20 protein-coding genes are annotated in these 18,620 nt (G+C 54.0%); 12 read left to right on the forward strand and 8 right to left on the reverse strand.

Annotation, left to right across the window (positions count from 1 at the left end):
• The first annotated feature begins 3 nt into the window (after positions 1-3).
• From astE to ves, 3 genes are all read left to right on the forward strand, one after another.
• Positions 4-969, forward strand: coding sequence for a succinylglutamate desuccinylase (astE, locus tag O1724_RS09885; RefSeq protein WP_022650890.1), 966 nt, complete (start codon positions 4-6; stop codon positions 967-969).
• A 337-nt stretch (positions 970-1,306) separates the two neighbouring features.
• Positions 1,307-1,801: an ATP-independent periplasmic protein-refolding chaperone Spy gene (gene spy, locus O1724_RS09890; RefSeq protein WP_015570753.1), complete on the forward strand. Its 495-nt coding sequence runs from the start codon at positions 1,307-1,309 to the stop codon at positions 1,799-1,801.
• Positions 1,802-1,968: 167 nt separating this feature from the next.
• Positions 1,969-2,526 carry an environmental stress-induced protein Ves gene (ves, locus tag O1724_RS09895; RefSeq protein WP_022650891.1) on the forward strand — a complete coding sequence of 186 codons (558 nt, stop codon included), beginning with the start codon at positions 1,969-1,971 and terminating at the stop codon, positions 2,524-2,526.
• Here the strand turns inward: ves and cho are convergent.
• Positions 2,504-3,382, reverse strand: a complete 879-nt coding sequence (cho, locus tag O1724_RS09900; protein WP_197620701.1) for an excinuclease Cho — start codon at positions 3,380-3,382, stop codon at positions 2,504-2,506. The genes ves and cho overlap by 23 nt on opposite strands.
• A gap of 115 nt (positions 3,383-3,497) precedes the next feature.
• Positions 3,498-4,325: an ammonia-dependent NAD(+) synthetase gene (gene nadE / locus O1724_RS09905; RefSeq protein WP_003857837.1), complete on the reverse strand. Its 828-nt coding sequence runs from the start codon at positions 4,323-4,325 to the stop codon at positions 3,498-3,500.
• Positions 4,326-4,556: 231 nt separating this feature from the next.
• On the opposite strand from nadE, the gene osmE reads away from it, so the two are divergent.
• The 7 genes from osmE to chbG all read left to right on the forward strand — a co-directional run bounded on the left by osmE (position 4,557) and on the right by chbG (position 10,410).
• Positions 4,557-4,901 (forward strand): osmotically-inducible lipoprotein OsmE, encoded by a 345-nt coding sequence (osmE, locus tag O1724_RS09910; RefSeq protein ID WP_003857836.1) that lies wholly within the window; start codon positions 4,557-4,559, stop codon positions 4,899-4,901.
• Between the two features lie 281 nt (positions 4,902-5,182).
• Positions 5,183-5,500, forward strand: coding sequence for a PTS N,N'-diacetylchitobiose transporter subunit IIB (gene chbB / locus O1724_RS09915; protein ID WP_015570750.1), 318 nt, complete (start codon positions 5,183-5,185; stop codon positions 5,498-5,500).
• Positions 5,501-5,580: 80 nt separating this feature from the next.
• On the forward strand, positions 5,581-6,939 hold the full coding sequence (gene chbC, locus O1724_RS09920; RefSeq protein ID WP_017384664.1) for a PTS N,N'-diacetylchitobiose transporter subunit IIC: 1,359 nt from the start codon (positions 5,581-5,583) through the stop codon (positions 6,937-6,939).
• A gap of 48 nt (positions 6,940-6,987) precedes the next feature.
• Positions 6,988-7,335 carry a PTS N,N'-diacetylchitobiose transporter subunit IIA gene (chbA, locus tag O1724_RS09925; RefSeq protein ID WP_003857835.1) on the forward strand — a complete coding sequence of 116 codons (348 nt, stop codon included), beginning with the start codon at positions 6,988-6,990 and terminating at the stop codon, positions 7,333-7,335.
• 30 nt (positions 7,336-7,365) lie between these two features.
• Positions 7,366-8,184 (forward strand): transcriptional regulator ChbR, encoded by an 819-nt coding sequence (chbR, locus tag O1724_RS09930; protein ID WP_017384663.1) that lies wholly within the window; start codon positions 7,366-7,368, stop codon positions 8,182-8,184.
• A 109-nt stretch (positions 8,185-8,293) separates the two neighbouring features.
• Positions 8,294-9,649: a 6-phospho-beta-glucosidase gene (locus O1724_RS09935; protein WP_126296635.1), complete on the forward strand. Its 1,356-nt coding sequence runs from the start codon at positions 8,294-8,296 to the stop codon at positions 9,647-9,649.
• Between the two features lie 11 nt (positions 9,650-9,660).
• Positions 9,661-10,410 carry a chitin disaccharide deacetylase gene (gene chbG, locus O1724_RS09940; RefSeq protein ID WP_022650895.1) on the forward strand — a complete coding sequence of 250 codons (750 nt, stop codon included), beginning with the start codon at positions 9,661-9,663 and terminating at the stop codon, positions 10,408-10,410.
• Positions 10,411-10,519: 109 nt separating this feature from the next.
• On the opposite strand, the gene katE is transcribed toward chbG, so the two are convergent.
• Positions 10,520-12,769: a catalase HPII gene (gene katE, locus O1724_RS09945; protein ID WP_022650896.1), complete on the reverse strand. Its 2,250-nt coding sequence runs from the start codon at positions 12,767-12,769 to the stop codon at positions 10,520-10,522.
• A 188-nt stretch (positions 12,770-12,957) separates the two neighbouring features.
• Here katE and cedA point away from each other — a divergent pair, with 188 nt between their 5' ends.
• A complete protein-coding gene (gene cedA, locus O1724_RS09950) occupies positions 12,958-13,212 on the forward strand; it encodes a cell division activator CedA (RefSeq protein ID WP_071785203.1) in 255 nt (84 codons plus the stop codon).
• Positions 13,213-13,260: 48 nt separating this feature from the next.
• Here cedA and tcyP read toward each other — a convergent pair whose 3' ends face one another.
• From tcyP to hxpB, 4 genes are all read right to left on the reverse strand, one after another.
• On the reverse strand, positions 13,261-14,652 hold the full coding sequence (gene tcyP, locus O1724_RS09955; RefSeq protein ID WP_022647826.1) for a cystine/sulfocysteine:cation symporter: 1,392 nt from the start codon (positions 14,650-14,652) through the stop codon (positions 13,261-13,263).
• A 127-nt stretch (positions 14,653-14,779) separates the two neighbouring features.
• On the reverse strand, positions 14,780-15,370 hold the full coding sequence (locus O1724_RS09960; RefSeq protein WP_015570742.1) for a metal-dependent hydrolase: 591 nt from the start codon (positions 15,368-15,370) through the stop codon (positions 14,780-14,782).
• A gap of 95 nt (positions 15,371-15,465) precedes the next feature.
• Entirely contained in the window at positions 15,466-16,227 is a 762-nt protein-coding gene (gene kduD / locus O1724_RS09965) for a 2-dehydro-3-deoxy-D-gluconate 5-dehydrogenase KduD (RefSeq protein ID WP_126296634.1), read from the reverse strand.
• A 128-nt stretch (positions 16,228-16,355) separates the two neighbouring features.
• A complete protein-coding gene (gene hxpB / locus O1724_RS09970; RefSeq protein ID WP_003857825.1) occupies positions 16,356-17,027 on the reverse strand; it encodes a hexitol phosphatase HxpB in 672 nt (223 codons plus the stop codon).
• 140 nt (positions 17,028-17,167) lie between these two features.
• On the opposite strand from hxpB, the gene O1724_RS09975 reads away from it, so the two are divergent.
• The gene (locus tag O1724_RS09975; RefSeq protein WP_003857823.1) at positions 17,168-17,704 is read left to right on the forward strand and encodes a YniB family protein; all 537 of its coding nucleotides are present in this window, start codon (positions 17,168-17,170) and stop codon (positions 17,702-17,704) included.
• 36 nt (positions 17,705-17,740) lie between these two features.
• On the opposite strand, the gene O1724_RS09980 is transcribed toward O1724_RS09975, so the two are convergent.
• Positions 17,741-18,601, reverse strand: coding sequence for a fructosamine kinase family protein (locus tag O1724_RS09980; RefSeq protein WP_022650899.1), 861 nt, complete (start codon positions 18,599-18,601; stop codon positions 17,741-17,743).
• Positions 18,602-18,620 lie beyond the last annotated feature (19 nt).

Here is an 18,620-nt window from a genome sequence, read left to right on the forward strand (position 1 = left end):
GATATGGAAAACTTACTGGCGCTGACGCTGGCCGAAGAGACACCGGAGCGGCAAGAGGGGGCAGGCCCTTCGTTCCACTGGCGATGGCTGGGGCCGGGCGTGCTTGAACTCACGCCGACGGGGAAATATAACCTGTCGCTGCTGCTTTCTACCGGCATTCACGGAAACGAAACCGCGCCCGTGGAGATTGTCGAACTATTGCTGCGCGCGCTGTATCGCGCAGAGATCACGCTGCACTGCCGTCTGCTGGTGGTGCTGGGAAATCCGCCTGCGCTGGCGCAAAATAAACGGTATCTCGTGAGCGACATCAACCGCATGTTTGGTGGTCGCTGGGCGCAGTTTCCACAGAGTGATGAGACGACTCGCGCGCAATGGCTGGAGAAGGTGGTCACGGCGTTTTTTGCCGGGGCGGGGGAAACGCGCTGGCACCTTGATCTGCATACGGCCATTCGCGCCTCGTACCACGTGCGTTTTGGCGTGTTACCGCAGCGTCATCAGCCGTGGGATGAGGCGTTTCTGACCTGGCTTGGCGATGCGGGGCTGGAGGCACTGGTCTTCCACCAGACGCCAGGCGGCACGTTTACCCACTTCACCTGCGAGAATGTTGGCGCGTTATCCTGCACCCTGGAGCTGGGAAAAGCGCTGCCGTTCGGGCAAAACGACCTGACGCGTTTTACCCCTACGCATCAGGCGCTCCGGGCGTTGCTAGCCGGGGTTGCGCCGGAACCCACCCGGGAACCCGTCGTGCGCTATCGGGTCGTGCAGCAGATCACGCGTCAAAGCGAGGCTTTCCAGCTTCATATGGCACCCCATACGCTGAACTTTACGCCGTTTCGCCAGGGCGTCCTGCTGGCGGAAGATGGTGAGACGCGCTATGCGGTACAGAAATCCACGGAATATGTTTTATTTCCTAATCCGTCGGTCGCGTTTGGTTTGCGAGCAGGTCTGATGCTGGAAAAAATGCCCTGAACGTCTCCCCTCGCGCAGACCGGAGGGGAAATGAAGAATAAATTTCTTAGCGTTAAAAGCGCTCTGGTATTGTTTGCGGAATATTCCTGGAGAATTGCTTTATTATTAAACGGCACTTCGCTATACTTCTCCATAATCTCTTTAAAATCATCCTGTTGAATATTTTTGTTTCATCTCTCCACGCTTTTTCCTTAATTTCTCCACAATTGGCGAAAAGTTGTTTTTTACACTTTCATTGTTTTACCGTTGCTCTGACTAATTGACGATAAACGCCGTAAAGTTAATCTCGTCAACACGGCATAGCGCCGAAGAATAACTGAAAGTAAGGAAAGACATTATGCGTAAATTAACTGCACTGTTTGTTGCCTCTACCCTGGCTCTGGGCGCTACCAGCATGGCGTTCGCCGCCGATACCGCGACCACTACCGCCGCGCCGACGGAAGGCAAAATGATGATGCATCATAAAGGCAAGCCGGGTATGCACCATGAGATGATGATGTTTAAAGATCTGAACCTCACCGATGCGCAGAAGCAGCAGATCCGCGACATCATGAAAAGCCAGCGTGACCAGATGAAACGTCCTCCGCTGGAAGAGCGCCGCGCAATGCATGACATCATTGCCAGCGACAGCTTCGATAAAGCAAAAGCGGAAGCGCAGATCGACAAAATGGCCGAGCAGCATAAAGCACGCATGCTGGCCCACATGGAAACCCAGAACAAGATTTACAACATTCTGACGCCGGAACAGAAAAAGCAATTTAATGCCAATTTTGAGAAGCGTCTGACAGAACGTGCAGCGCCGGAAGGTAAAATGCCTGCACCAACCGAATAATCGGTTCACTCTCTTAAGACCGCCGGGCTCCTGTCTACAAAAGCGAAAACGCTGTGGACAGGACCGGCGGTTTTTCTTTTATCCCATGCCTAAGGTCTGGCCTGACTGCTGCCGATAATACGTCTGTGAAAATGCCCTGGCGCACGGTGCGTCCTTCAGGAGTGGTCATGGAATTCTTTGATATCCGTAAAATGCCGGTCAGTCTCTGGCGTAATGGTGCGGGTGAGACGCGTGAGATTTGCTGTTTTCCTCCCGCGACGCGGGATTTTTTCTGGCGGGCCAGTATTGCCTCCATCGCCAGTAACGGCGAATTCTCCGCGTTCCCGGGCGTTGACCGGGTGATTACGCTGCTGGAAGGCGGCGAGGTGACCCTGGATGCAGGCAGGGCGTTTTGTCATACTCTGAAGCATCACCAGCCTTACCGATTTGCGGGCGATCTGGCGGTGAAAGCCGTGCTCACAGAGGGGCAGATGTCGATGGACTTCAACATCATGACCCGACGGGATTGCTGCCAGGCAAAGGTGCGCGTTGCTACCCGAACGTTCACTACCTTCGCGTCACGCGGTGGGGTGGTCTTTGTCTTAAGTGGCGCCTGGCAACTGGGCGACAAATTACTGACCGCCGATCAGGGTGCCAGCTGGGAAGCGGGCAGTCATACCCTACGTTTACTGGAAACGAAGGGGTCGCTGCTGTTCAGTGAAATTACCTGGCTGCCGGGTCACTGAGGACGATGATCTCATGTTTTCCGGTTAATAGTGGCTTACAGAGAATTTTGTAACCATCCTGATCGAACCCGGCAGGGGTGCGCAGCAGGGCGGTAGCGTCATCCAGACTTTCAACGGCGCCAAGCCAGAGCCAGTTGCGGATGATGTGATAGTGCGTCATCGCATCGCGGGTTTCTTTCAGCGCCACCGCGCCTTCCCACGGCCAGCAGTTAACGCTGATAGAGGCCAGGCCCGCCATAAACCGGGCATGATGTTCTTCAACGCTCTCTTTTCCACAACACGCCCCGGCGCAGCGTTTCAACGCGGAGCGGAAACAGGCGCGACCGCGGGTGGTGGCTTCCAGTCCTAACAGGCCGTAACAAAGCTGTAATTCATCAGCCAGGGATTGCAGGGTTTGCAGTGCGGCACGTTTGTTGGCAAACAGACCGTAAAGATTGGGTTCATGCGAAAAATCCACTTCCCGGGCATAAACAACCTGCGGTTTTCCTGCGTTAATCTGCAAGGAACACAGCTGGCGGTTGCGGCGCAGGCGTTTGTTAAACAGCGGCTGCTGTTCCTTGATGAGCCGGGCTTCGAGCAGAAGCGCGCCCAGTTCGCCTGCCGTCTCGATCCAGGTGATCCGCCGGGACTGCCTGAGCATCGATGCTTCATCCGGCGTACGCAGGTGCGACATCACCCGGCTGCGGATATTCACGCTTTTGCCGATATAGAGCGGCATGGTATCGCTGTCGCCGTGGAAGAAATAGACGCCAGGCTGTTTAGGCAGAGCCTCAAGCCAGGGGCGAAGATGCTCGGGATATTCGTAGATAGCCGCCGCTTCAAACTCAAGACGCGGGGCGGATTGACGCCTGCTCACATACTGCTCCATATACTGTTCAGGCATACAGTGTAGCAGGTGTTCGGTGGTTAAAAAAGAGCCGGGTGGCGGTTACGCCTTACCCGGCCTGTAAAACTGAGTTACCGTTTTGCTTTTACTTTTTCCAGAAATCATCAAACACCGTAATCGGCGGACGGCGCTTGTGCTCGGTTTTCAGATACCAGCCTTCGATAATTTTGGCGGTACCTTCGTCGAGCGTTTTGCCTTCCAGATAATCATCAATGTTGTCATATGTGACGCCCAGCGCGGCTTCATCCGGCAGGGAAGGGCGATCGTCCTCCAGGTCCGCCGTTGGCGCCTTCTTATACAGGTGCTCCGGGCAGCCCAGCGCCGCCAGCAGCTGCTTGCCCTGACGCTTGTTCAGGCGGAAGAGGGGGTTGATATCCGTGCCGCCATCGCCGTATTTGGTGAAGAAGCCGGTGATGGCTTCCGCGGCGTGGTCGGTGCCGACGACGACCCCTTTGGTCATCCCTGCGATACTGTACTGCGCTTTCATGCGCTCACGGGCTTTCTCGTTGCCGCGAACAAAATCGCTCAGTTCAATACCGGCTTCACGCAAGGCCTGCTCGCTTGCCAGTACCGAACCTTTGATGTTTACGGTAAGAACACGGTCCGGCTGAATAAACGCGATCGCATCCTGACAGTCCTGCTCGTCAGCCTGCACGCCATACGGCAGACGTACGGCAATAAATTGCAGCGCGGTGTCACCGGTCTCGTCACGCAGCTCGGAGATGGCCATCTGGCTCAGCTTGCCGGCCAGAGTGGAATCCTGACCGCCGCTGATACCCAGCACCAGCGTCTTCAGGAAAGGGTGTGCAGACAGGTAAGCTTTCAAAAAATCAACGCTACGACGGATCTCTTCATTGGCATCAATCGCAGGTTTCGCGCCCAGCGCCTGAATAATTTCTTGTTGCAGAGCCATTACGCCCTCCCTATGCAGAACCAAACAGAAAGTGTGATCTGTTAAAACTAACCCTTTGTCGGGGAAACGACAAGGATCACAGTTTTGAGTGTACTGTTTTACAGCGATTTAGCAGCTTACCGTTGTTTTATTAGAATTTTCCGAAATTCGTCTGGCGTAACTCGCAAAGTTGAACAATAGTAATTTTTATCCCATGCTTAGTTAACACGCTGATAAACAAGAGGACGGAATATGAACAAGAACGTAGCAGGAATTTTAAGCGCAGCGGCGGTACTGACTATGCTGGCAGGGTGTACAGCTTACGATCGCACCAAAGATCAGTTCACACAGCCAGTGGTAAAAGACGTTAAAAAAGGCATGACGCGTTCCCAGGTTGCAGCCATTGCCGGTAAACCTTCTTCAGAAGTTACTATGATCCACGCGCGTGGTACCTGCCAGACCTATATTCTGGGTCAACGTGATGGTAAGGCAGAGACCTACTTTGTCGCCCTGGATGATACGGGTCACGTGATCAATTCTGGTTACCAGACCTGTGCCGAATACGACACCGACCCACAGGCACCTAAGGCACAGTAAGCCTGTTTGCCTGAGAGCGTTAACAAACCGGCCGGAAGGCCGGTTTTTTTATGCATACGTGAATCTTATTTCTTGGCGCGAATTATTTGCCTGAAATGTGAAGGTAGTCAACAAGCCAGGTCAATGAGAGACAATTTCAGTCTATCCAGAATTATCCCCTCCCTGTACCATTGCGTATACTCACTTCAACGATAAACAATGTTCAGCACACTGCCCGTCAGCCAGGATAGCGAGTCGAGTGATAGCGAGACGGCGGGTAGCCAAACAAGAGGGAAGTTATCATGGAAAAGAAACATATCTATCTGTTTTGCTCTGCGGGCATGTCCACTTCGCTGCTGGTTTCCAAAATGCGCGCGCAGGCCGAAAAATATGAAGTCCCTGTGGTGATTGAGGCGTTTCCGGAAACGCTGGCGGGCGAGAAGGGCCAGACAGCAGACGTTATTTTACTCGGGCCGCAAATCGCTTATATGCTGCCAGAAATTCAACGTCTGCTACCCAATAAGCCGGTCGAAGTGATCGATTCCGTTTTATACGGCAAGATTGATGGTTTAGGTGTATTAAAAGCTGCCGTTGCGGCGATTAAAAAAGCTGCTAATTAATTTTTTATTTTTCCCGTCAAAGAGTTATTTCACACACAATACGCCGTAACGATCGTTGCGGCCTTTAAGGGTATTTTCCTATGAGTAAAGTCATCGCTTCACTTGAAAAGGTACTCCTTCCTTTTGCTGTTAAAATAGGAAAGCAGCCTCACGTTAATGCCATTAAGAACGGCTTTATTAAATTAATGCCGTTGACATTAGCCGGGGCAATGTTCGTTTTAATTAACAACGTTTTTCTGAGCTTTGGAGAAGGTTCCTTTTTTTATTCATTAGGAATTAGGTTAGATGCTTCAACTATTGAAACCCTTAATGGTTTAAAAGCCATTGGCGGCAACGTATACAACGGTACGTTGGGTATTATGTCGCTAATGGCGCCTTTCTTTATTGGAATGGCGCTGGCGGAAGAGCGTAAAGTGGATCCGCTGGCGGCAGGCTTACTGTCCATTGCCGCGTTCATGACCGTCACACCGTACAGCGTGGGTGACGCTTACGCCGTTGGCGCCAACTGGCTGGGTGGGGCAAACATCATTTCCGGTATTATTATCGGGCTGGTGGTGGCCGAAATGTTCACCTTCATTATTCGCCGTAACTGGGTTATCCGCTTGCCGGATAGCGTTCCGGCCTCTGTTTCTCGTTCATTTTCCGCGTTGATTCCGGGCTTCATTATTCTCTCCATCATGGGGATTATTGCCTGGGCGCTCTCTCACTGGGGAACTAACTTCCACCAGATCATTATGGACTCTATCTCAACGCCGCTGGCGTCGATGGGTAGCGTGGTCGGTTGGGCGTATGTCATCTTTACCTCCCTGCTGTGGTTCTTCGGCGTGCATGGTTCACTGGCACTGGCGGCGCTGGACAGCGGTATTATGACCCCATGGGCACTGGAAAACGTCGCGCTTTACCAGCAGTACGGCTCCGTCGATGCGGCGCTGGCGGCCGGTAAAACCTTCCATGTGTGGGCGAAGCCGATGCTTGACTCCTATATCTTCCTGGGCGGTACCGGGGCGACGTTGGGTCTGATCATCGCGGTCTTTATTGTTTCTCGCCGCGCCGACCATCGTCAGGTTGCGAAGCTGGCCCTGCCGTCAGGCATCTTCCAGATTAACGAGCCGATCCTGTTTGGTCTGCCAATTATCATGAACCCGGTGATGTTCATTCCCTTCATCCTGGTTCAGCCGCTGCTGGCCGCGATTACGCTGACGGCGTACTACCTGGGCATTATCCCGCCGGTGACCAACATTGCGCCGTGGACGATGCCGGCTGGTCTGGGCGCGTTCTTCAACACCAACGGTAGCGTGGCGGCCTTCCTGCTGGCGATATTCAACCTCGGGATTGCAACCCTGCTCTACATGCCGTTCGTGGCGATTGCGAACAAGGCCGCAACGGTTATCGATGAAGAAGAGAGCGAAGAGGATATCGCCCTCGCACTGAAATTCTAAAATTGCACGGCGCGGGGCAACCCGCGCCAGCGGAAAGGAGCTTAAAAAATGTTAGATTTAGAGAGTATCGTTGCCGAAGAAACCGCAGAGAACGATCTGGAAGAGGTGGTGATGGGCCTCATCATCAACTCCGGGCAGGCACGCAGCCTGGCGTATGCGGCGCTTAAGCAGGCTAAGCAGGGCGACTTCGTTGCCGCGAAAACCATGATGGAGCAGTCCCGTACGGCGTTAAACGAAGCGCATCTGGTGCAGACGAAGCTTATCGAAAGCGACCAGGGCGAAGGGAAGATGAAAGTGAGTCTGGTGCTGGTACATGCGCAGGATCATCTGATGACCTCCATGCTGGCGCGCGAGCTGGTAGCGGAGCTCATCGAGCTTCACGAGAAGATGCAATAAGTCAGGATGAAGTAGCAGGAGGTCAGCACGATGGAAATCAAAACCGCACATGAGCAGCAGCTGTTTAATGGCAAGAATTTTCACGTGGTGATTTACAACAAAACGGAGAGCGCCAGCGGTCTGCACCAGCATGACTACTACGAGTTCACGATTGTTCTGACCGGCCGCTACTATCAGGAGATCAACGGTAAGCGCGTCCTGCTTGAGCGTGGCGATTTCGTCTTCCTGCCGATGGGATCTTATCACCAGAGCTTTTATGAGTTTGGTGCGACGCGCATTCTGAACGTAGGCGTGAGCAGGCGTTTCTTCGAGAAGCATTATCTGCCGCTGGTGCCGTTCTGCTTTGTGGCGTCACAGGTGTATCGCGTTAAAAATGAGTTTATGACCTGGATTGAAACGGTTATCGCCTCGCTGAATTTCCGCGACAATGAATTTGATGAATTTATTGAAACCGTGACGTTCTACGTCATGAATCGCCTCCGCCATCACCGTGAAGAACAGCAGGTGGTGGATGATATTCCTCAGTGGCTGCGTAGTACCGTGGAGCTGATGCACGACAAAGGACAGTTCAGCGATAACGCCCTGGAGAATATGGTGGCGCTGTCGGGTAAATCGCAGGAATATTTGACGCGCGCCACGCAGCGTTATTACCGTAAAACGCCTGTGCAAATTATTAATGAAATCCGCATTAACTTTGCCAAAAAACAGCTGGAAATTACTAATTACTCTGTCACCGATATCGCTTACGAATCGGGTTACAGCAGTCCCAGTCTGTTTATTAAAACCTTTAAAAAATTGACTTCATTCACACCGAACAGTTACCGCAAAAATTTAACGGTAATTAATTAACTTTCGGCGGTTTATCCGCCAGGAATAGTGACGTAATGGCTTGCCCAAATAGCGGGAAGAGCACGCTATACCTTGCAGGCGATTAACCTGATACGCTAAGGGAGATATTATGCAACAGAAATTAAAAGTCGTAACCATTGGTGGCGGCAGCAGCTATACTCCGGAATTACTTGAAGGTTTCCTGAAACGGTATCATGAATTACCGGTCAGCGAATTATGGCTGGTGGATGTTGAAGAAGGTCAGGAGAAGCTGAATATTATTTTTGAACTGTGCAAACGCATGGTTGAAAAAGCGGGCGTGCCCTTAACCGTGCATAAAACGCTGGATCGTCGCCTGGCACTGAAAGATGCTGACTTCGTGACCACGCAGCTGCGCGTCGGCCAGCTGAAGGCGCGTGAGCTGGACGAGCGCATTCCGCTGAGCCATGGTTATCTGGGCCAGGAAACCAACGGGGCAGGTGGCCTGTTTAAAGGCCTGCGTACTATTCCGGTCATTTTTGACATCATTAAAGACGTGGAGGAGATCTGCCCGAACGCCTGGGTGATCAACTTTACCAACCCGGCCGGGATGGTCACCGAGGCAGTCTATCGCCATACCGGTTTCAAACGCTTTATCGGCGTCTGCAATATTCCGATTGGCATGAAGATGTTCATCCGCGATGTACTGGAACTGACCGAGCACGATGATCTGTCCATTGACCTGTTCGGCCTGAATCACATGGTCTTTATCAAAGATGTGATTGTGAACGGGCAATCGCGCTTTGCGGAACTGCTCGACGGCGTCGCCTCTGGTCGCCTGACTGCGGCCTCGGTGAAAAACATCTTCGATCTGTCGTTCAGCGAAGGGCTGATCCGCTCCCTGAATCTGCTGCCGTGCTCGTATCTGCTTTACTACTTCAAGCAGAAAGAGATGCTGGCCATTGAAATGGGCGAATACTACAAAGGTGGCGCACGCGCTCAGGTTGTGCAGAAAGTAGAGAAGCAGCTGTTTGATTTGTATAAAGATCCGAACCTGAACGTCAAACCGAAAGAGCTGGAGCAGCGCGGCGGGGCATACTATTCGGATGCGGCGTGTGAAGTGATTAACGCCATTTACAATGACAAGCAGGCCGAGCACTATGTGAACGTTCCCCATCACGGGCACATCGACAATATCCCGGCAGACTGGGCCGTTGAGATGACCTGCATCCTTGGACGCGAGGGTGCAAAACCGCATCCCCGCATTACCCACTTCGACGATAAGGTGATGGGGCTGATTCACACCATCAAAGGCTTTGAAGTGGCGGCGAGCAATGCTGCCCTGAGCGGCGAACTGAATGACGTGCTGCTGGCGCTGAATCTCAGCCCGCTGGTGCATTCTGACCGTGACGCTGAAAAACTCGCGAGTGAGATGATCCTGGCGCATGAAAAATGGCTGCCAAACTTTGCTGCAACGGTTGAGAAACTGAAACTCACACACCGTTAAGAGGAGGCGCGATGGAAAACCTGCTGATCGTCAATGCCGATGATTTTGGCCTGTCAAAAGGGCAGAACTACGGCATTATTGAAGCCTGTCGCCGGGGCGTCGTGACCTCTACAACAGCGCTCATCAACGGTGAGGCGGTGGAACATGCGGCGCAGTTAAGCCGTGAGCTGCCCGAGCTGGGCGTGGGCATGCATTTTGTGCTGACGCTTGGGTTGCCCCTTTCACCGATGCCGGGTCTGACGCGCGAGGGAAAACTGGGGAAATGGATTTGGGAAATGGCGGAGCAGGACGCTCTGCCGCTCGATGAGATTGCCCGCGAGCTGGAGTGCCAGTTTAACCGCTTTGTGGATGTGTTTGGCCGCGAACCTACCCATATTGACAGCCATCATCATGTGCATATGATCCCGGCGATTTTCCCGCTTGTGGCAGAGTTTGCGCAACGTAAAGGCGTGGCGATGCGCGTGGATCGTGAGGTGCGCGGGTTGCCGGACGTCGCGGTGACGTCAACGGAGGGGTTCAGCAGCGCATTTTATGGTGACGAGATCGATGAAGCGCTGTTCCTGAAGGTGCTGGATGACTCCGCCGCAAAAGGGGAGCGCTCGCTTGAGGTAATGGCGCACCCGGCGTTTGTCGATGAGATAGTACGTAAGAGCGCCTACTGCTGGCCGCGTCTGGCAGAACTGGATGTGCTGACATCGGCGTCGTTAAAGTATGCGATTGCCGAGCGTGGGTATCGTCTGGGGACGTTCAGGGATCTTTGAGGCAAAGCCCGGTGGCGAGGTAAAAGCAAAACGGTAACCTTTTGGTTACCGTTTTTATTGTTTTCTCCCTCTCCCAGGGGAGAGGGCCGGGGTGAGGGCTTCAGGTTTTTTACGCCGGTATCTGGTCAATCTTACTGCTGCGCGACCACACGCGGTGCGCGGCGAGCAGGTCAAACAACCGGGTCATAAACGCATCATCGACGTTATCACCTTCGACAATGCCTTCTTCCCCTTGATCCGGTACCTTCAGCAGAGTTTTAAACTTCCGCGCATCGCCTGCCAGAGCGATTGGCTTCAGGTGCTTATAGGCTTCCAGCAGATAATAGGCGGCATCACCGTTACCGAGCAGGCTCTCAACGTCGCCGCACGGCATAATCACCGCATCAACCGTCAGCGACGGTGCTCCGGCGAAGGTCGCGGCAATCGGCAGGACGGAGCCATCATCGGCCGTCACTTCACCCATGCGAGAGTAGAGCAGTTTGGCATGTACGCCCTGGGTTTTGAGCGCCCGCATGATCCCCAGTACGTCGCTGGCGCGCGGTTTATCGTTCAGCAGAATAGCCACTACGCGGCCTTTAATTGACCCGCCAGGTACCGCGTAAAGGCTCAGGGACGGATCCTTCTTCAGCCCGTTCACGTCTTTTGGCGGTGCGGCATGGCATTGCTCATCGGTGAGCGTGATGCCGAGATTATTCGCCACGCCCTGAGCAAGCTGGATATCAATATGCGCCAGATGGTCGACCACGCGCTCGCGAATGTAGGTACGCACCACTTTGCTCAGCTCAAAGCTGAAACCGCCGATAATGTGCTGCTGTTCAATCGGGGTCTGGCTGTTCCAGAACAGGCGAGGCTGAGCGTAATATTCGCCGAATGACGGGCTGCGCTCGCGAATTTTTGTTCCGTCCACGCGCTCCTGATACGACTCGAATCCGCCACGTTTTGGCCCCGGCGGGGTTTCACGCGGCCAGTTATCGTTAATGGAGTTTGGCTCGTAGTTCGCCGGGTTGGTATCGATATCCTGGCGATGCATCCCGTCACGCTGGAAATTATGGTACGGGCAGGTCGGACGGTTGATAGGAATTTCGTGGAAGTTCGGTCCGCCGAGACGGCTGATCTGCGTATCGGTATAAGAGAACAGACGGCCCTGGAGCAGCGGATCGTTGGTGAAATCCAGCCCCGGCACAATATGGCCCGGGTGGAACGCAGCCTGCTCATTCTCCGCGAAGAAGTTATCCGGGTTGCGATTAAGCACCATTTTGCCCACCAGCTGAACCGGCACCAGCTCTTCGGGAATAAGCTTGGTCGGGTCGAGCAGGTCGAAGTCGAATTTGAATTCGTCCTCTTCCGGGATCAGCTGTAACCCCAGCTCGTATTCCGGGAAATCACCGGCTTCAATGGATTCCCACAGTTCGCGACGGTGGAAGTCCGGATCGCGCCCGGTCAGCTTCTGTGCTTCATCCCACACCAGGGACGCTTTCCCCGCGACCGGTTTCCAGTGGAAACGCACAAACGTCGCTTTACCTTCAGCGTTAATCAGACGGAAGGTATGAATACCAAAGCCTTCCATGGTGCGATAGCTGCGTGGGATCCCCCGGTCAGACATCGCCCACATCACGTTGTGAAGGGTTTCCGGTTGCAGGGAGACGTAGTCCCAGAAGGTGTCATGCGCACTTTGTCCCTGCGGTATGGCCCAGTGTGGCTCTGGTTTTACCGCATGGACAAAGTCAGGGAATTTATGCGCATCCTGAATGAAGAAAACCGGGGTGTTATTCCCGACGAGGTCGAAAATGCCCTCTTCGGTATAGAATTTGGTGGCGAAGCCGCGAATATCACGCACCGTGTCGGCCGAACCCGCGCCGCCCTGTACGGTAGAGAAGCGCACAAATACCGGTGTAATTTTGTTCGGATCGGAAAGGAAATCCGCCTTCGTGATCTCCTTCAGGCTCTTGTACGGCTGGAAATAGCCGTGCGCCGCAGAGCCGCGAGCGTGAACGATACGTTCAGGAATACGCTCATGGTCGAAATGGGTGATTTTTTCCCGCAGGATGAAATCTTCCAGCAGCGTCGGGCCGCGCGTTCCGGCGCGCAAGGAGTTCTGATCATCGGCGATGCGCACGCCCTGATTGGTGGTCAGCGCATAGCCTTCACCCCCTTTGCGGTGCGGGTCGAGAGATTTTAACTTTTCGTTGTCCGCATCGGGTGACTTCATGCTTCCCGGTGCAGTAGGTTGCTCGCCCGGCGCGGAGAGGCCCGGCGACGGTTTATGAGAGCCATCCGCAGGGGCGAGTGAGTCCATTCCCGGTTGAGATTCTTCGGTGCCATGAATAGGGGATTGATGGGGTTTATCATTGTTCGACATTGCACGATTCTCCTTTGTTCGTTCCTGAAAACCCTATTAAGGATAGAACAATGTGATGAATTAGCAGGCGAACTAAGCGTTTTCAGAGGAAGTGATTAGCGAAAGGAGCCATCTGCCACATGTCAGGCGCGACGGGTGGGGGGAGAATCGGCTATGATAGAAATTTCCTGCTTTAAGAATTTGCTTTAGTGAACCCGTCGCTTATGAAACCTCTTCGTCAACAAAACCGCCAGGTTATTAGCTATGTGCCCCGCGTTGAACCCGCGCCGCCTGACCATGCCCTGAAAGTGGATGGTTTTCGCGATGTCTGGATGTTACGGGGTAAATACGTTGCCTTCGTGCTGATTGGCGAGCACTTCCGTCGCTCCCCTGCGTTTACTGTGCCAGAATCGGCGCAGCGATGGGCTATGCAGACCCGCCAGGATGAAGAGGTTGAAGAATAACAGCCATAAAAAAACCGCCCTCAGGCGGTTTTTTTATTTCGGCAGTGATTAACGATGGGCCAGTTCGGCATCATCTTCACTGTCGAGAATTGTTTTGTCGGTCTGCTTCAGCCACTGGCTGGTCAGGGTACCGGCGGTCATTGAGCCACTCACGTTCAGGGCGGTACGACCCATGTCGATCAGCGGTTCAACAGAGATCAGCAGGGCAACCAGCGTCACCGGCAGTCCAAGCGCAGGCAGAACGATCAGCGCAGCGAAGGTCGCGCCGCCGCCCACGCCCGCAACACCGGCGGAGCTAATGGTCACGATACCGACCAGCGTCGCAATCCAGACCGGATCCAGCGGATTAATCCCCACGGTTGGGGCAACCATCACAGCCAGCATCGCCGGGTAGAGACCCGCACAGCCGTTCTGCCCGATGGTGGCGCCAAAGGAGGCCGAGAAGCTGGCGATAGACTCCGGTACGCCCAGACGACGGGTCTGTGCTTCCACGTTCAGCGGGATAGATGCCGCGCTGGAACGGCTGGTAAAGGCGAAGGTCAGCACCGGCCAGACTTTACGGAAGTATTTCAGCGGGCCAACGCCGTTCACCGCCAGCAGAATGCCGTGCACAACAAACATGATGCCCAGACCGAGGTACGAGGCAATCACAAAGCTGCCAAGCTTAATGATGTCTTGCAGGTTAGAACCTGCAACGACTTTGGTCATCAGAGCCAGGACACCGTACGGCGTCAGTTGCATGACCAGACGCACCAGCTTCATCACCCAGCTTTGCAGGGTATCGATGGCCGTCAGAACGCGCTCGCCTTTCGGCGCATCGTCCTTCAGCAGCTTCAGCGCAGCCACGCCCAGGAATGCCGCGAAGATCACCACGCTGATAATGGAGGTTGGGCTTGCGCCGGTCAGGTCAGCAAACGGGTTCTTCGGAATGAAGGAGAGCACCATCTGCGGAACGGTCAGATCGGCCACTTTACCCACGTAGTTGGTCTCAATCGCCGTCAGACGCGCGGTTTCAGCGCTACCCTGCACCAGACCTTCAGCAGTCAGGCCAAACAGATTGGTTACCAGCACACCCACCAGCGCCGCAATCAGCGTGGTGAAGAGCAGGGTACCAATGGTCAGGAAGCTAATTTTACCCAGTTGAGAGGCATTGTGCAGGCGGGCTACGGCGCTCAGAATAGAGGCGAATACCAGCGGCATAACGATCATTTGCAGCAGCTGTACATAGCCGTTACCGACAATGTTGAACCACTGAATGGAGTCTTTCAGTACCGGGCTGTCGGAGCCGTAAATAGCGTGTAAGGCCAGGCCAAACACCACGCCCATGACCAGACCGACCAGTACCTTTTTCGCCAGGCTCCACTGTTTGTGGCGAGCCTGGGCGAGAAGCAATAGCAATACGACGAACACAACAATGTTCGCGATGAGTGGAAAATTCATCCCCGTTCTCCTGATTTATTATACGGTCGGTTTTTACCGAACCTGTTGGCGCAAGGTTATCAGAAGTGTGATGTCACGCTTATATCCATATGGAATGGTTTATGACAAAAGTGATTATATTGTCGGTTTAATGTTCAATCTGGTGATTAATAAAACGATTGAACTGAAATTGCAGCGAGTTGATCATCTGCGATGACCAGCGCACTGCACCATTTTCGGGCAATGTCTGCGGCATCCAGACGGCATACGCAAACAGCGCCATGCACAGAACGCGCTCCAGCTGGTTGCCTTTTTGCGGCACGAGGATTGGCAGGCGGAAACGCCAGCGGCAGGGCCAGAGCAGCGGTACGCCCGCTGGCGTCAGCATATCGGCGAGGATATGGCTTAAGTAGCCAAGCACCATGCCCTGAATGGCATCCGCCGGGACGATCCAGCTCTCCGGAACCTTTAAATAGAAGAGTGTAAGCAGGCCAAATACGGCCAGCAGGCTGTGGGTAAACCCGCGATGACCAAAGGCTCTGGCGATGGGCTTTGAAATCCACTTTAGCCGCTGGCCAAGGAATGACTTTGGATGATCTATGTCCGGCAGCAGGCAGGTAAGTACGGCGGAAGGGACAATATGCCACCAGTCCCCCTGTGCCAGCACAGGGGTCAGTTCAGCGTTTTTGGCAAACACTGCACAGGCAAGTGAAAAAAGCAGGTGGCCTTCCGCCGTCATGATAAAACCCGGTAAACTGTCGATTCATACAGTATAGGGTTTTTATACAGTGTGTGAAAGAGGTGACGGTGTAACTCTTTGTCACAAACGCGCGGTTAGCGCGCCAGCCAGCCACCGTCTACGGCGAGAGTATGACCGTTAACGTAATCAGATGCTCTTGAAGCCAGAAACACCACCGGACCCTGTAAATCCTCCGGGAGACCCCAGCGGCCCGCCGGAATCCGGTCGAGGATCGCCTGGCTGCGCTGCTCATCATCCCGAAGTTGCCGGGTGTTATTTGTCACCATATAACCCGGCGCAATAGCATTCACATTAATGCCCAGCGTTGCCCATTCGTTCGCCAGCAGGCGGGTGAGGCCCAGCACGCCGCTTTTGGACGCCGTATAGGAGGGCACCCGGATGCCGCCCTGGAAGGAGAGCATGGAAGCAATGTTAATGATCTTGCCGCCCTGACCCTGCGCGATAAACTGTTTCGCCACTGCCTGAGAGAGGAAAAAGACTGATTTCAGATTGAGATCGATGACCTCGTCCCAGTCCTTCTCACTAAATTCCAGCGCATCGGCACGGCGGATGGTGCCGGCATTGTTAACCAGAATATCGATGCGGCCCATCTCAGCGATTGCGGTATCCACCACGCTCTGAATACTCTCCTGCTTGCCAAGATCGGCGCGAATCGCGATAAAGCGTCGTCCCAGCGCCGTAACGCGCGCTGCCGTTTCGTCAGGAACCTTGCGGTTAACCCCCACGATATCGCATCCTGCTTCGGCGAGGGTAATGGCCATGCCTTGCCCCAGACCGGTATCGCACCCGGTCACCATCGCCACTTTTCCTGCCAGAGTAAAAGCATCCAGTATCATACGCGCCTCAGAAGTCAGGTTATTGTCATTCTGCACGTAAGAATAGGAGTCTGGAATGAGAAAAGCAAATAAAGTAAAACGTTGTTTTGATTTTGCGGGGCAGGCAGCCGAAGCTGCCTGAAAGAGCGTTACTCCCCACGCAGATGGCGGGCAGTCAATTCTTCAAGAGACGTCAGCCTGACATCCGCTAGGGCAAAACGGGGATCGTGTCGGCCTTCTTCAGCCGGCACAACGATGGAGCGCATACGTGCGGCTTTGGACGCCACCATGCCGTTAACCGAATCTTCCAGCGCCACACAGGTAAGCGGATCCAGCCCCAGTTTCGCGGCGCAGTCCATATACACCTGCGGATGTGGCTTGCTGTACGGAAGCTTTTCGGCCGAGGCCAGCGCGTCGAAGCTGTCGCGCAGCCCGAACATCGTCAGCACTTTTTCCAGCATATGCAGCGGTGAGGCGGAGGCCAGCCCCACTTTCAGCCCTTGCGCCTTGCACAGGGCGATAGCGTCGCGTACGCCCGGTAACAGAGGCTTATACTCTTCTACGAGGGAGATGGCGCGGTTGATAATGCGCGCCGTAACTTCGTCGCGATCCGGGCCAACCCATGGCTGGTGGGCATACCAAAGGTCAACCACCATATCGATGCGCAGCCCCAGGGTATCGGGAAGCTCGTTACGACGACTGATATCGACGCCGAGGCTGGCCATCACGTCCAGTTCAGCCCGATCCCACAGGGGTTCGGAATCAATCAGCAATCCATCCATGTCAAAAATAGCGGCAAGTATCTGGCGCGGTGTCGACATTACAACATCTCCTTATCTTGGGGTAAGACGAACGGTGCTAAGCACAAGCAATTTAGCATATTGCATGCAAAGAGCGGGCGAAATTGACCGACAGCAGGTAGACTTAGGCACAAATAACGCGTCTTTATGAAGAGGAACTAATGACGTATCAACAAGCTGGACGCATCGCGGTCTTAAAACGTGTTGCTGGTTGGGTTATTTTTATTCCCGCCCTGATTTCAACGCTGATCTCCGTACTCAAATTTATGTACGATCACAGCGAAAAACAGCCGGGCATCAATGCCGTTATGCTTGATTTTGCCCACGTCATGATTGAGATGATGCGGTTTAACACCCCGTTTCTGAACGTCTTCTGGTTCAACTCCCCCACGCCGGATTTTCACCACCAGCTGAATGTCGGTTTCTGGATAATCTATGCGTTGATATTTATCGCGATGGCGTTGCAGGCCTCCGGCGCGCGCATGAGTCGCCAGACCCGCTTTTTACGCGAAGGGGTGGAAGATCAGCTGATACTTGAGAAGGCGAAAGGCCCTGACGGGATGAGCCGCGAGCAGATCGAATCGCGCATTGTCGTTCCGCGTCATACCATTTTTGTGCAGTTTTTCCCGCTCTACATCCTGCCGGTCATCATCATTGTGGCCGGGTATTTCTTCTTTACGCTGCTTGGCTTCCTGTAAATCCTAAGGGAAGGGGCGTGATGCTGCCCCTTCCCGCTATGCCGCCAGAATACGGTCCAGCGCCCGCTGGGCATTTACCAGATGACTCCCGCCAAACAAAATAGCCCGGTTTAGCAAGGTGTACAGCTGATAAACCGGCTGACGATCAAGGAAACCCGCAGGTAACGGCGAGACAGACTGATAGCCATCATAAATTTGCGGCGGCTGTTCAGGGTGCAACGGCAGCATCGCGAGGTCACACTCTCTGTCGCCCCAGTAGCAGGCCGGGTCATATATATAGGGACCATCAGGCCCAAGCGCGCAGTTGTTTGACCATAAATCACCGTGCAGAAGGGAAGCCTGAGGCTGATGCGAAGCCAGACGCTGCTGAATATGTTCAACAATCGCGTCGATGTTGCCGAACGCTAATCCCTTTTCAGCGGCCAGCTCCAGCTGCCAGCCGATGCGCTGTTCGGCGAAAAAAGTCGACCAGCGGCGCTGCCATGCGTTTGGCTGTGGGGTGGTGGAGAGGTCGTTATCGAAATCGAGCCCAAACTGAGGTTGATCGCTCCACTGGTGCAAACGGGCGATCTGTTGCCCGAGAATAAAGGCGTTATGCGCATCCAGAGGACGCGCGGGAAGATAGTTCATCACCAGAAAGCTATAGTCACGATCGCTGCCGACGGCTAAAACCTGCGGAACGGTGACTGTTTTACTGCGCGATAACAGCTCAAGCTGATCGGCTTCGGCAGTAAAAATGGGGAGCAATTCGCGCTCATCACATTTAACGAAAAGATCGCGCCCGGCGTAACGTAAATGCCATGCGGCATGGATCTCTCCGCCTGGCAGTTCGTTACGCAGTTCAATTTCACCTTCACCCAGCTGCTCACTTAAAAGATGACTGATAGCCTGCCACATGATGTCTCTCCCATGTTGT

The organism is Enterobacter cloacae complex sp. HYC074_NIDB (assembly GCF_056673345.1).